The organism is Xenorhabdus budapestensis (genome assembly GCF_017743015.1).
Classification (GTDB): domain Bacteria; phylum Pseudomonadota; class Gammaproteobacteria; order Enterobacterales; family Enterobacteriaceae; genus Xenorhabdus; species Xenorhabdus budapestensis.
This window is the reverse complement of record NZ_CP072455.1, coordinates 861,172-874,637: the sequence shown is the minus strand read 5'-3', so window position 1 is coordinate 874,637 and position 13,466 is coordinate 861,172. Positions and strand designations below refer to the sequence as shown.

Genomic DNA, 13,466 nt, shown 5'->3' with positions numbered 1-13,466 from the left:
TCAGTAAGTACTCACAGGGTGTTTGAACAAGACAAACTATGTCATTAAAAACTGGTCATCAAAAACTATGTCATTACAGAAAAAGTGATTAAGGAAGAATGGAAGGTTGATCCGCCCCTTCTTTCTCCACTTTCTGCACAATCATATGCTCACGCTTCATACCGAGTTTCAGCGCTAGCGCAGATGCAACATAGATAGAAGATGCTGTACCGATGGAAACCCCGATTAACATCGCCAGTGAGAATCCTTTCAGCATTTCGCCACCGAAGATATAAAGCATCATCACCACCAGTAATGTCGTCGCTGAGGTCATAATCGTACGGCTCAGAGTCTGAGTCAGAGAGACGTTTATGATTTCATATGACGTACCACGGCGTATCTTACGGAAGTTCTCACGAATACGATCCGAGACAACAATACTATCGTTTAATGAATAACCGATAACGGACATCAACGATGCCACGATAGTCAGGCCAATTTCAATGTGGAATAACGACAGTATACCTAATGTAATGATGACGTCATGAGCAAGCGCGATAACGGCCCCTAACGCCAGACGCCATTCGAAGCGGAATCCGACATAAATCAGAATACAGATCAGCGCCACTACTAGCGCCATTGCCCCGGTTTGCGCTAACTCGCTTCCCACACTTGGGCCAACAAATTCAACTCGCTTAACAACCGCATCTTTATCGATATCTGCGTTTATGACCGAGATAATTTTATTGCCCAGCTCCTGACCTGCATTACCAGTCACTGGCGGCATACGAACCATTACGTCACGGCTGCTGCCAAAGTTTTGCAAAAGTGGATCTGCAAAACCATTTTTCGTCAGGCTCTCACGCATCTTATCCAGATCAGCCGGTTTACTCAGGTTAATCTCAATTACCGTACCACCGGTAAAATCAAGCCCCCAGTTAAACCCGCGAGTTGCTATCATGACGATGGAAGCGATCAACAGCAGAAACGAAACAGTAAAGGCGACGTTGTCCCAGCGCATAAAGTCGATGACTTTACGCCCATAGTTTAATTGTTCAACAGAGTAATCCTGTGCCACAACGTGCTCCTTAAATTGACAACTTATTGATACGCTTACCACCATACAACAGGTTCACGATTGCGCGTGTTCCTACAATGGCAGTGAACATTGATGTCGCTACACCGATACTGGTTGTGATCGCAAAGCCTTTGATAGAGCCTGTTCCCACTGCATACAAGATAACAGCGGTAATCAGCGTCGTCAGGTTGGCATCGATAATACTGGAAAATGCACCTTTATAACCTTCATGAATAGCCTGCTGTATACTACGCCCGTTACGCAGCTCTTCTTTGATACGTTCGTTTATCAAGACGTTCGCATCCACCGCAACAGCCAAAGTCAATACGACACCCGCAATACCCGGCATCGTCAGTGTCGCCCCCGGTAACAAGGACATAATACCGACGATCAATACCAGGTTTGCCAACAGCGCACTACTCGCTATCAAGCCAAATTTACGATAGTAAATCACCATGAACAGTACAGAAGAAATCAATCCCCATAAACAAGCTTCAAGACCCTGTTCAATATTCTGCATACCAAGAGTTGGCCCAATTGTGCGTTCTTCCACAATCTGGATTGGTGCAATCAGAGCACCTGCACGCAGCAATAATGCCAATTGGCGTGCTTCATTCGGGTTATTAATCCCGGTAATACGGAAATTGTTACCCAAACGGGACTGAATAGTCGCGATGTTGATAACTTCTTCGTGCTTAGCCAGAATCGCTCGGCCGTTAGCGTCTTTCTTACCGCTGTCTTTATACTCCACAAACAGCGTTGCCATAGGCTTCTGTAGGTTATCTTTGGTGAAGTTAGACATCGCAGTACCACCGACACTGTCCAGTGAGATATTAACCTGAGGATACCCGTTCTCATCAGTACCCGATGTTGAATCGGTAATATGATCACCGGTCAGGATAACACGCTTATACAGCACAGCAGGGCTACCATCACGGGTATATTTCAGTTCTGAATCACCCGGAATACGGCCTGATGCAACAGCGCTTTGGTCAACGTTAGTATTTACCAAACGGAATTCCAGCGTCGCAGTTGCCCCAAGGATTTCCTTCGCACGGGCAGTATCCTGAATACCTGGTAGTTCAACAACAATACGGTCAGCACCTTGACGTTGCACCAAAGGTTCGGCAACACCCAGTTGGTTAACACGGTTACGCAGGATAGTGATGTTCTGCTGTACAGCATAGGAGCGAGCTTCACGCAAACGTTCATCACTCATAACCGCTTTCAGGGTACTGTTAGCGCCTGTCGAAAACACCAAGTCGCGGTGGCGGGATGCAAGATAACTTTCTGCTTTAGAGCGAGCATCATTATCACGGAAACGAATTTCTACACCGTAATTTTCAGCCTTACGGATAGTGGAATAAGCAATACCTTGGTCGCGCAGTTCAGAACGCAGACTATCAATGTTCTGTTCCTGAAGTTTGCTCATGGCAGTGTCCATATCCACTTCCATCAGGAAGTGCACCCCTCCGCGCAAGTCTAAGCCCAACTTCATCGGCTCAGCGCCAATTTTGTTTAGCCAGATTGGGGTCGCAGGCGCAAGATTTAATGCCACAACATACTGTTCACCCAATGCAGAAACTAAAGCTTCACGAGCACGGAGCTGAATATCCTGGCTATTGAAACGAGCAAGAATTGCCCCATTTTCCAGTGCAATGGACTTGCTCTTGATCTGTTCTTTATCTAAAACATTACGGACTTGGTCCAGCGTTTTTTCACTGGCGGCGATACCTCGCGCGCCAGTGATTTGCACAGCCGGATCCTCACCATAAAGGTTGGGAAGTGCGTAAAGCAGACCGATGAGGATCGCAGCGATCAGCATCAGATACTTCCACAAAGGATAACGGTTCAACACGGCAGTTCCCTTCGGGAAAATCGGAAAATTAAATAGCCTTCATTGTACCTTTCGGCAAAATGGCAGCGACGAAATCACGTTTGACAGTTATTTCTGTGGTGTCATTCAGGGCAATTACGATGTAGCCAGTTTCAGACACTTTAGAGACACGACCAACCAAACCACCAGAAGTCAGTACTTCATCTCCTTTGGAGATGGAATCCATCAGTTTTTTATGTTCTTTGGTGCGTTTTTGTTGCGGACGCAGAATCATGAAATAGAAAATCAAACCGAAAACAACCAGCATGATAATCAGAGAATATGGGTTTCCCTGAGCTTGCGCTGGCGCACCAGCAGCTGCCGCAGCTTCAGAAATAAAAAAACTCATCAAATATCCCTCATTGTTATCGAAAACATCATTTGCGAAGCATGTATTTTAAAAAATAGTTTTCAAAAACAAGTTTCAAAAAGTGGTTTCCGAAAAATGGTTTGCGAAAAAATAGTTCTCGAAAAATTTGCCATCGAAAATCGATAATGGCCCGATCAAAAACCAGCCCAATATGCTACACACATTGAGGCTGGTTAGTCACGCCAAATTATACATTTAACGGTGGAACCGGTTTACCGATCCGCTGATAAAACTCTTCAACAAACTGTTCCAGTTTGTCCTCTTCAATGGCTTTACGAATTCCGGCCATCAGGCGCTGATAATACCTTAAATTATGTATTGTATTCAGCCTTGCACCAAGAATTTCGTTACAGCGATCAAGATGATGCAGATACGCACGGCTATAATTTCGGCAAGTATAGCAGTCACAATGCTCATCTAACGGAGATGTATCTTCTTTATGTTTCGCATTGCGGATCTTGATCACACCTTCTGTCACAAAAAGATGACCATTCCGGGCATTACGAGTTGGCATAACGCAGTCAAACATATCGATACCGCGACGAACACCTTCAACCAAATCTTCTGGTTTACCAACTCCCATCAAATAGCGTGGCTTATCTTGTGGAATTTGCGGGCAAACGTGTTCTAAAATGCGATGCATATCTTCTTTTGGCTCACCTACAGCCAAACCACCCACAGCGTAACCGTCAAAGCCAATTTCCACCAACCCTTTGACAGATACATCACGCAAGTCTTCATAAACACTGCCCTGAATGATACCAAACAGTGCATTTTTATTGCCCAGTTCATCAAAACGCTGACGGCTGCGTGCTGCCCAGCGCAATGACATTTCCATAGAGCGTTTGGCATAATCCCAATCCGCAGGGTATGGCGTACATTCATCAAAAATCATGACGATATCGGAACCCAGATCATATTGGATTTCCATCGATTTTTCCGGGCTAAGGAAAACGGGCGTTCCATTGATAGGATTGCGGAAATGAACGCCTTCTTCCTTGATTTTACACATTGCCCCAAGACTAAAGACCTGAAAACCGCCAGAATCAGTCAGGATCGGGCCTTGCCACTGCATAAAATCATGCAGATCGCCATGCAGTTTCATGATTTCCTGACCAGGACGTAACCATAAATGAAAGGTATTTCCTAACAGGATTTGAGCTCCTGTCTCTTTAACCTCTTCCGGTGTCATGCCTTTAACTGTGCCGTAAGTTCCCACAGGCATAAACGCTGGTGTTTCCACTACACCGCGATCAAAAATCAGGCGACCACGGCGGGCATGCCCGTCCGTCTTTTGTAACTCAAATTTCACTTAACCTCCAGACATCAGAAAAACAGTCCGATGTGATGTTTAAAAATTGTTCAAGCCAGCGGAACTGGAGTGACGAAATTTTTTCTTTTGCTACTGTTTCTTTTGAAGCCATAGTTCTTTTGCAGCCAGAGAATTACGATTAATAAACATCGCATCACCATAACTAAAGAAACGATATTTCTCAGCTACCGCTGCTTTGTAAGCACCCATGGTATTTTTATAACCCGCAAATGCAGAAACCAGCATGATTAATGTAGATTCCGGCAAATGGAAATTAGTAATCAGTGCATCAACAACCTGATATTCAAATCCTGGGTAGATAAAGATTTGGGTATCATCGAAAAATGGAGCAATAAGACCATCCTGACAAGCACGAGCTGCACTTTCCAACGAACGGACTGACGTTGTTCCCACTGCCACCACTTTATTGCCACGCGCTTTGCACGCCAGTACAGCATCAACAACATTCTGCGGTACTTCTACATATTCAGCGTGCATAACGTGATCTTCGATTGTCTCTACACGTACAGGCTGAAAAGTTCCTGCCCCCACATGCAGAGTGACAAAAGCCATTTCTACGCCTTTTTCACGCAAAGCAGCCAAAAGTGGCTCATCAAAGTGCAACCCAGCGGTTGGTGCAGCAACCGCTCCCGGACGTTCATTGTATACTGTTTGATATAATTCCCGATCTGCCTCTTCATCAGGACGAGCAATGTAAGGCGGTAACGGCATATGACCGATTTCATCTAAAATGGTCAATACGTCCCGTTCGTCATCAAAACGAATTTCAAATAAAGCATCGTGGCGTACCAACATTGTTGCTTTGATGCCGTTATTTGCACCAAGGATATTCTCACCAAGCGCTTTATCCTCGCCAAGGATCAACTCTGTGCCTTCTTTTGGTGCTTTAGATGCACGAACGTGAGCAAGTACTCGCTTATTATCCAGCATCCTTTCTACTAAAACTTCCAATTTGCCACCTGTTGCCTTACGACCAAACAGACGGGCAGGAATAACTCGGGTATTGTTGAAAACCAGCAAATCCCCCGTTTCCAGTTTATCCAGCACATCAGTAAAAATGCCGTGTGCCAGCTCGCCTGTTTCCCCATCAAGGGAGAGCAAACGGCAGCCACTGCGCTGTGGTTGGGGATAGTGAGCAATCAGCTCTTCTGGCAGTTCAAATGTAAAATCAGCGACACGCATTTTATCTGTATCATTCAAAAAAACAGGCGGACTAGTCTAGTGCTGCACAGACAATGGTGCAAGAAAGAAGCATATTAGTTTAACTATTTACGCTATACTCTTCCCCATGAATTTTCTCGCACACTTGCATTTGGCAGCATTATCCGAAAGCTCCTTACTGGGTAATTTAATGGCAGATTTCGTCCGTGGTTCCCCAGAAGGCTTATTCAGCGCCGATATTGTATCGGGTATTCGTCTGCACCGCAGAATAGACAGCCTGACAGATAACCATCCTTTGGTCATTGAAGCCGGGACATTATTCCGTAGTGAATATCGGCGTGTGGCACCTATAACCCTTGATATCATCTGGGATCATTTTCTATCTCGATACTGGGATAAACTTGAAAAAAATTACTCTTTGCCGGAATTTGTTCACCTTGCCCACCACCAGATAAAACCTCATCTCGGTTCCACTCCTGAAAAATTTCAGGAATTAAACCAATATCTCTGGTCACAAAATTTGTTGATCCGTTATGCTGATCTGACATGTATTGCTAATGTCCTGCAAAGTATGGCAAGAAGACGACCGAGATTATCAGCATTGGCGGGATCGTACCAAGATATTGAAAATCATTACTCTGATTTTGAAGCACTATTCTGGCAGTTTTACCCTCAAATGATGGTTTTAGCCGCAGACAAACGTTTACTGGAACAGGAAATTTCTCCAGAACCTTGCACTTTTGCCAAATAGCTTTATCTTATGTAGACGAAAAGGCATTAAAAATAGATTATCAATAGGTAAAACCTATTATATCAATTGGTATTTTATCCTTTATTGCTATAACCTAATTCCTTATGCTGTAACCCGTTTCCACAAATACCTAAGGGTAGAATCTTTTAAAATCACAGGAGTCAATTATGGTTTTAGTAACCCGCCAAGCCCCTGACTTTACAGCTGCTGCGGTTCTCGGTAATGGTGAGATCGTTAATAACTTCAACCTGAAAAAACATCTGAATGGTCGTCCAGCCGTTATCTTCTTCTGGCCAATGGACTTCACTTTCGTTTGTCCTTCAGAGCTGATTGCTTTCGATCACCGTTATGAAGAATTCCAAAAACGCGGCTTTGAAGTTATCGGTGTTTCTTTCGACTCTGAATTCGTTCACAACGCATGGCGCAAGACCCCAATCAACGAAGGCGGCATCGGTGAAGTCAAATACCCAATGGTTGCTGACATCAAACGTGACATCATGAAAGCATACGGTATTGAGCACCCAGAAGCTGGCGTCGCTTTACGTGGTTCTTTCCTGATCGATAAAAATGGTGTTGTTCGTCATCAGGTTGTTAACGATCTGCCACTGGGCCGTAACATTGACGAAATGCTACGTATGGTTGATGCACTGCAATTCCACGAAGAGCACGGCGAAGTCTGCCCTGCACAGTGGGCTAAAGGTCAAGAAGGTATGGGCGCTTCCCCAGAAGGCGTAGCTAAATACCTGACCAAAAATGCTGACAAACTGTAATCTCCGTCAGTATTCAATCCTTTAATAGAATCACATTGTTAATGGATCTTTCAAACCAGCCGTATTATCGGCTGGTTTTTCTATGTGCTTTTCTATATACCTTTCGTCTTTCAAGTTGCTCCCTTGCCGCCGCGACGCAACTTGAAATCCATTGGGTATAGTTAGTTTTCATTATTTGAATTTTTCAAATTATTGACAGGCGCCCAAAAATTCACCTTCCCAAAATCCTGAGCTTTCTATAAGGTAATATCACAAATAATTAACAAAAACCTTATAATCTTTTGGCGCTTTTACTCAACAACCCGAAGATAAGGAGCAAAAAATGTCCAAGACATGGAAAATCCCTCTCATTGCTGTCTCGTTATTCGTATCCTCTACTCTTTATGCTGCTACCGAACTTGCTGTTGAAGCCAAACAAGGCATGGTAGTCAGTGCACAACATCTGGCATCACAAGTTGGTGTTGATATCCTCAAGATGGGAGGTAATGCTATTGATGCTGCGGTTGCCGTGGGCTATGCAGAAGCTGTGGTGAATCCCTGCTGCGGGAATATTGGTGGAGGGGGTTTTATGACCATCCATCTGGCAGATGGTACAGATACATTCATTAATTTCCGTGAAACCGCACCAGCGGCTGCCAGTGCCGATATGTATCTAGATAAAAAGGGTAATGTTATCAAAGGTGCCAGCTTGTATGGTTATAAAGCCATCGGTGTGCCCGGCACAGTTATGGGGCTGGATACCGCACTGCAAAAATACGGTACGTTAACCCGCGAGCAAGTCATGGCACCAGCAATCAAGCTGGCACGTGAAGGTTATATCCTGACCCGTGGTGATACAGATATTATGGACACCACTGTCAAACGCTTTACTCAAGATCCAGAAACTGCCCGCATCTTCCTGCGCAAAGATGGAACACCTTTCCAGCCAGGAGACAAACTAGTTCAGACTGATTTAGCCAACACGCTGGAGATGATTGCCAAACAAGGGCCAGATGCCTTTTATCACGGTAAAATTCCACAAATCATTGAGGAAACTTCAAAGAAATCTGGAGGGATCATTACAGCGACTGATTTTGCCAATTACACTATCACCGAAACCACACCAGTCACCTGTAGCTATCGCGGATATAAATTCATCTCTTCTCCTCCTCCCAGCTCCGGTGGCGTCACACTGTGCGAAATACTGAATATTGTTGAAGGTTATGATCTCAAATCCATGGGATTCAACTCTGCCGCCTATATCCATACATTGACGGAAGCTATGCGTCACGCTTACATAGACAGAAATACTTACCTTGGTGATCCTGCGTTTATCAAAAACCCGCTTGATCGTTTATTAAGTAAAAGCTATGCAGAATCTATCAGAAAAGAGATCCAGCCAAACAAAGCAACCACGTCAAAACAAGTTCAGCCGGGTATTGGCCCACACGAAAAACCAGAAACAACCCACTATTCTGTTGTAGATAAAGGTGGTAACGCAGTATCAACAACCTATACCATTAATGGGCGCTTTGGTGCCGTTGTCATCGCACCGGGTACTGGCTTTTTCCTGAACGATGAAATGGATGACTTCACCACTAAGGTTGGGGAAAAGAATATGTATGGATTGGTTCAAGGAGCAACCAACTCCATTGCCCCCGGTAAGCGCCCACTATCATCCATGAGCCCGACACTCGTAACCAAAGATAATAAAATTTTTCTGGTCTTAGGCTCTCCGGGTGGTTCAAGGATTATCTCTATCACCTTACAGGCTGCCTTGAATATCATCGAATTTGGTATGCCTCCACAAGAAGCAGTTAACAACCCGCGCATTCATCATCAATGGCTACCAGATGAAGTCTATTATGAACAGCGTGGCCTTTCGAAAGACACCTTAAATTTACTGGAAAAAATGGGGTACAAAATGGTAGAGCAGACTCCATGGGGCGCGACTGAATTAATCATGATAGGTTTACCGGGCGCTGCCGGCGTTTCTCCAGTCAATTCATCAGGCAATGACTCTGCCGTCTCAGGCAAAGTTCGTGAAGGATATATCTATGGTGCCAATGATGTACGACGACCTGCTGGCGCAGCTACTGGCTACTAATTATTAGCAACTAAATAAGAACAGCTAAACAATAATTTATTTTAGGGGCAATGCAAGCCCCTGAAATAACGAATGAACTTCAATCGGATTGCAACCAATTTAAATAGCCAAATTACCCATCCCCATTTTGGCTATCTGTTAGGAATTACAGTAATGTAATCACCGACAAAATCTATCAGCTTGCTATCACTAGTATCTTGGCGATCACCACTGGTTCTTCAGTACGAGCAACTTTCTAAACAATTCTGGACAGGTTGATTTTCGCATCGTAGATGTTAACTTTTTCCATAACATCACCTCTTAATGTACACACTTTAAGCATATTTTTTATTAGTCTAGTCAGTTAGGTTAGACTAATTTATGAGCTTATCGACTGTCAAAGCTGCTCCTGCTGAACTTCATGCTTTGGGATTTTTGTTGAACCTACGATGCGATCGTAAATAGCAAATACAATGACAGACAACAGAGTCGGCATTAACCATGCCAACCCTTGCTCTGCCAATGGCAAATATTCTGCCCATGTTGGGAATAAGTGAACCAAATACTCAGACGCTTTAACCGCATCCAGGATCCCAAATACCAAACTAACCAGCATAGCGGGAGCCAGAATACGGGTGAAGTTATTCCACCAACGATTGGTAAAACTCAATAATATCAGTGTAATACAAGGCGGATAAATTGCCGTAAGCACCGGAATTGAAAACGCAATCAGATGACTCAAACCCAAATTGGAAACCAGCATGGAGAACAATCCCAGGCTCAGAACCAGAGTACGATAAGAGAGCGGCAGATAACGGCTGAAAAACTCAGCACAAGCGCAAGTTAAACCGACTGCTGTTCCTATACAGGCAAGGAAAATCAATACCGCCAGTAAGAAGCTCCCATAATTACCAAAAGTATTCTGAACGTAAACATGCAGGATCGCTGCACCGTTTTTAGCTGTTGGTATTAACGTTCCACTCACCTCCCCCAATTTGAACAAAGAGAGGTAAACCAGAGTCAGACAAAGCCCTGCAATCAAACCCGCATACATGGCATAACGGGTCAACAATACAGAAGACTTCACTCCTCTGGAACGCGCAGCATTAACGATAACAATGCCGAATACCATTGCTCCCAGTGTATCCATGGTTAAATAACCATTTACAAAACCATTTGAGAATGGGATTTCCTGATAAGTATTAGAGGCAGGAATAGGGCTACCGGCAGGCCACAATAATGTCGCAATACCCAGAATAGCCAACGCCAACATTTTAGCAGGTGCCAGTATACGTCCGATATTATCCAGTAATCTCCCCGGATAAAGTGCAATGACGATTACCAGTAGGAAATAGACGACACTATAAATAAAAAGCGGAAGCTTACCGTCTCCTGTCAGCGGCGCAATACCTACTTCAAAAGAAACAGTTGCAGTTCTCGGTGTTGCAAACAGTGGACCTACAGCCAGATAGCAGACTGTCGCCAGTATTAAACCCGCCGTTTTACCGATAGGAGAACTCAGTGTTTCAATTCCGCCCCCTGCTTTCGCCAGAGCAATAACGGTAATGACTGGTAGGCCTACAGCAGTAATCAAGAAACCAGCAGCAGCAATCCAAACATTCTCACCCGCCTGCAAACCAACCATAGGCGGAAAAATAATATTTCCCGCTCCAACAAACAGGGCAAAGGTCATAAAACCTAATGCCAAAATATCTTTAGATGATAAATGATATGCCATAGTGATTAATAATAAATTATTGTTAAAGATTAAATATGAAATAGTAAATGCTATACATTTTGTTACATCTATAAATAGAGTAACTATCGCAAATACTGAAATTTTCATTGGTGAGACTAAATTCTTACTTTAATGCGGGGTGCGTTTTATATTCAATGATACCCGTAAGATACAAAATGATAGTAACAACTAGAATCGCCAATAACTGACCATAAGTAAAGCTTTTATATCGCCAAAAGACAAGTGGCAAACCAAAAAGCAGAATAATATCCTAAACTAATTTTTAAAAATAGTGATTATTATTATCTATAATTGAATGAATAATATATGATTTGCATTTTTCTGTTCATTTTTATCAATAACCCTGAATTTACCAACCAAACATCTTCTAATAATTATTGAATTTATCAGCAACAAATTTATTAGGTATAATCTAGTGGAGTTTAGTTTTATATTTCTTGATAGATATTGTTATTATTTTATAGGAAAGGCAGGGCCAACAGGCATCAGGGCGGCATTGATTTATGCCGCCCGAATTGTTTTTCTTACAGAAGAATTAATGAATAGTAATCAGCATTATCCCTGCTGGATTTCATGCTTTGGAAGTTTGCCTTCTCCCGCAATGCGATCATAAATAGCAAATACTACCACTGACAACAGAGTCGGTATTAACCATGCCAGCCCTTGATTTGCCAACGGCAGATGAGTTGCCCATTTAGGCAGTAAATGTGATAAATACTCAGATGATTTAATGGCATCCAAAACCCCAAACATCAGGCTGACCAGCATAGCGGGAGCCAGAATACGGGTGAAGTTATTCCACCAACGGATCGTAAAACTCAACAATATCAGTACAATACAAGGCGGATAAATTGCCGTGAGCACCGGAATTGAAAAAGTAATCAGATGACTCAGACCCAAATTGGAAACCAGCATGGAGAACAATCCCAGGCTCAGAACCAGTGTGCGATAAGAGAGCGGCAGATAACGGCTGAAGAACTCAGCACAAGCGCAGGTCAAGCCTATTGCAGTTACCATACAAGCTATGAAGATCAATACCGCAAGGAAGAAGCTTCCATAGTTACCAAAAACACTCTGAACATAAGCATGCAGGATAGTTGCACCATTATCAGCTTTTGGTACTAATATGCCGCTGCCTTCCCCCAATTTGAACAAAGAAAGGTAAACCAGAGCCAGACAAAGCCCTGCAATCAAACCAGCCCACATGGTATAGCGGGTCAACAATGAAGAAGATTCCACCCCTCTGGAACGTGCAGCATTAACAATAACAATGCCGAATACCATTGCGCCAAGGGTATCCATAGTTAAATACCCGTTCACAAAACCATTTGAAAACGGTATTTCCTGATAAGTCTCAATAGCAGGAATAGAATGGCCCGCTGGCCATAACACAGCTGCAACTCCCAGAATGACTAATGCCAGTATTTTGATTGGTGCCAACACATGTCCGACGCTATCCAGTAATTTACCCGGATAAAGTGAAACCAGAACCACCAGTAAAAAATAGATTATGCTGTAAATGAAAAGTGGAAGTTCTCCGGAGCCTACTAACGGAGCGATACCCACTTCAAAAGAAACGGTTGCAGTTCTTGGTGTTGCAAACAGCGGGCCAACAGCCAGATAGCAGACAGTCGCCAGTATTAAACCCGCTGTTTTACCGATAGGGGAACTCAGAGCTTCAATTCCACCCCCTACTTTCGCCAAAGCAATAACGGTAATGACAGGTAAACCTACAGCAGTAAGCAAAAAGCCAGCGGCAGCGACCCAAACATGCTCACCCGCCTGCAAGCCAACCATAGGTGGAAAAATGATATTTCCCGCACCAACGAACAGAGCAAAAGTCATAAAGCCTAATGCCCAAATATCCTTAGATGATAAACGGTATGTCATAATGATTGTTAACTTATTGTTACTGAAAGAATTGCACATGCAATAGTAACTATTGCAAATACTTGAATTTTCACTGGCGAAACAGGATCCTGATTTAACAGTCAGTGATAAGTATCTGTTCCCTGATACTCGCAAGACACAGAATGGTAGTGGAAAGAACAGCTAGAATCGCCAACAACTACCCCCAAGTAAAACTTTTATAACGCCAAAAGGCAAGCAACAAACCAAAAAGCAGAGTAATATCTTAAACTAATTTTTAAAACTAGTGATTATTATCATCTATCATTGAATACACACTATATGATTTGCACTTTTTTATTCACATTGATTAATAAATCATTTTTTTGCCCGTATTATTACCATTAAATTACATTAACCTTATGATTTTTTTAATCAGTTTACCTATATCCTTCGCCTTTCAAGTTGCCTCTTTG

General features: G+C 43.3%; 10 protein-coding genes. 3 read left to right on the top strand and 7 right to left on the bottom strand.

Features of this window, described 5'->3' with window-relative positions:
* Nucleotides 1–88: 88 nt before the first annotated feature.
* The 5 genes from secF to queA form a co-directional block, all read right to left on the bottom strand.
* Nucleotides 89–1,057: a protein translocase subunit SecF gene (secF, locus tag HGO23_RS03790; protein ID WP_209028009.1), complete on the bottom strand. Its 969-nt coding sequence runs from the start codon at nt 1,055–1,057 to the stop codon at nt 89–91.
* Nucleotides 1,058–1,067: 10 nt separating this feature from the next.
* Complete coding sequence (secD, locus tag HGO23_RS03785; RefSeq protein ID WP_099135523.1) at nt 1,068–2,915, bottom strand: protein translocase subunit SecD; 1,848 nt, start codon at nt 2,913–2,915, stop codon at nt 1,068–1,070.
* A 28-nt stretch (nt 2,916–2,943) separates the two neighbouring features.
* Nucleotides 2,944–3,282 carry a preprotein translocase subunit YajC gene (yajC, locus tag HGO23_RS03780; RefSeq protein WP_047678376.1) on the bottom strand — a complete coding sequence of 113 codons (339 nt, stop codon included), beginning with the start codon at nt 3,280–3,282 and terminating at the stop codon, nt 2,944–2,946.
* Between the two features lie 208 nt (nt 3,283–3,490).
* Nucleotides 3,491–4,615 (bottom strand): tRNA guanosine(34) transglycosylase Tgt, encoded by a 1,125-nt coding sequence (gene tgt, locus HGO23_RS03775; RefSeq protein WP_209028008.1) that lies wholly within the window; start codon nt 4,613–4,615, stop codon nt 3,491–3,493.
* A 90-nt stretch (nt 4,616–4,705) separates the two neighbouring features.
* Nucleotides 4,706–5,818 (bottom strand): tRNA preQ1(34) S-adenosylmethionine ribosyltransferase-isomerase QueA, encoded by a 1,113-nt coding sequence (gene queA, locus HGO23_RS03770; protein WP_209028007.1) that lies wholly within the window; start codon nt 5,816–5,818, stop codon nt 4,706–4,708.
* Nucleotides 5,819–5,924: 106 nt separating this feature from the next.
* On the opposite strand from queA, the gene HGO23_RS03765 reads away from it, so the two are divergent.
* The 3 genes from HGO23_RS03765 (at nt 5,925) to ggt (ending at nt 9,404) form a co-directional block, all read left to right on the top strand.
* Entirely contained in the window at nt 5,925–6,548 is a 624-nt protein-coding gene (locus tag HGO23_RS03765) for an acyl carrier protein phosphodiesterase (protein WP_099135526.1), read from the top strand.
* Between the two features lie 167 nt (nt 6,549–6,715).
* Entirely contained in the window at nt 6,716–7,318 is a 603-nt protein-coding gene (locus tag HGO23_RS03760) for a peroxiredoxin C (RefSeq protein WP_038262893.1), read from the top strand.
* Nucleotides 7,319–7,640: 322 nt separating this feature from the next.
* Nucleotides 7,641–9,404, top strand: a complete 1,764-nt coding sequence (gene ggt, locus HGO23_RS03755; protein ID WP_209028006.1) for a gamma-glutamyltransferase — start codon at nt 7,641–7,643, stop codon at nt 9,402–9,404.
* Nucleotides 9,405–9,780: 376 nt separating this feature from the next.
* Here ggt and brnQ (HGO23_RS03750) read toward each other — a convergent pair whose 3' ends face one another.
* A complete protein-coding gene (brnQ, locus tag HGO23_RS03750) occupies nt 9,781–11,121 on the bottom strand; it encodes a branched-chain amino acid transport system II carrier protein (protein ID WP_099135650.1) in 1,341 nt (446 codons plus the stop codon).
* 576 nt (nt 11,122–11,697) lie between these two features.
* Entirely contained in the window at nt 11,698–13,032 is a 1,335-nt protein-coding gene (brnQ, locus tag HGO23_RS03745) for a branched-chain amino acid transport system II carrier protein (RefSeq protein ID WP_099135651.1), read from the bottom strand.
* Nucleotides 13,033–13,466: the final 434 nt, after the last annotated feature.

Excerpts from the sequence above, each read along its gene's own strand:
- yajC (WP_047678376.1), bottom strand. The coding sequence starts at position 3,282 with ATGAGTTTTTTTATTTCTGAAGCTGCGGCAGCTGCTGGTGCGCCAGCG.
- queA (WP_209028007.1), bottom strand. The coding sequence starts at position 5,818 with ATGCGTGTCGCTGATTTTACATTTGAACTGCCAGAAGAGCTGATTGCT.
- HGO23_RS03765 (WP_099135526.1), top strand. The coding sequence starts at position 5,925 with ATGAATTTTCTCGCACACTTGCATTTGGCAGCATTATCCGAAAGCTCC.
- HGO23_RS03760 (WP_038262893.1), top strand. The coding sequence starts at position 6,716 with ATGGTTTTAGTAACCCGCCAAGCCCCTGACTTTACAGCTGCTGCGGTT.
- ggt (WP_209028006.1), top strand. The coding sequence starts at position 7,641 with ATGTCCAAGACATGGAAAATCCCTCTCATTGCTGTCTCGTTATTCGTA.
- brnQ (WP_099135650.1), bottom strand. The coding sequence starts at position 11,121 with ATGGCATATCATTTATCATCTAAAGATATTTTGGCATTAGGTTTTATG.
- brnQ (WP_099135651.1), bottom strand. The coding sequence starts at position 13,032 with ATGACATACCGTTTATCATCTAAGGATATTTGGGCATTAGGCTTTATG.